The 780-nt window shown below is 29.5% G+C and carries 1 protein-coding gene; it reads right to left on the reverse strand.

The features are described from left to right. A partial coding sequence (locus EZH24_RS12945) for a radical SAM protein (RefSeq protein WP_137999436.1) occupies nt 1–780 on the reverse strand: 780 nt, incomplete at both ends.

A 780-nucleotide genomic window follows, 5' to 3' on the forward strand; every position in this document is an offset into this window, starting at 1 on the left:
AATATATGCATCTTTATAAATTGTGATTTTTCGCATAAATCGTAAGTGTAGTTAAAATCGTTATTGTCTTCGCTCGGAAAGCCTACCATAACATCCGCGCTTATCGACATATTTAAATTTGCTTTATATAATTTTTCTATTATATTCAAATAATTTCCTCTCGTGTATCTTCTATTCATTAATTTCAAAATTTTATCGCTTCCAGATTGCAAAGGAATATGCGCGTGCGGACAGAGAACATCGGAATTTTTAAATAAACTTATAAGCTCATAGTCAAAATAAATCGGCTCTACGGAAGAAAGCCTTATTCTTATTCCAAGTTTTGAAGAAACCTCGATTATATTTTTTACTATTTGATTGAACTTTATTTCGTTATTGTAGTTGTAAGAACCCAAATTTAATCCCGTCAAAACAATTTCTTTATAACCGTATTCATGGGCGATTTTTAACGCATCGTAAATTTTTTTAGGCTCAACGCTTCTATGTTTTCCTCTCACTCTCGCCACTATGCAATAGGAACAAAAAACTTCGCAACCGTCTTGAATTTTTAAATAAGCTCTGCTCTGCTCTTGCGGAAAAAATATCGGATTTTTAAATTCGTTATTATAATTTTTTGCTAAAGAGTTAAATATTATTTGCGAGGCTTCTTCTTTTTTCTCGTTCGGAATTATAGTTATATTTTCTTTACAAAATAAATTTTCATTATTCTCTTTGTTATATTTTTTTGAAACATAGCAGCCAATTAAGAAAATTTTTTTTTGAGATATATTTTCAAGTTTG

It is taken from the genome of Brachyspira catarrhinii, from assembly GCF_005518285.1.
Lineage (GTDB): Bacteria > Spirochaetota > Brachyspiria > Brachyspirales > Brachyspiraceae > Brachyspira > Brachyspira catarrhinii.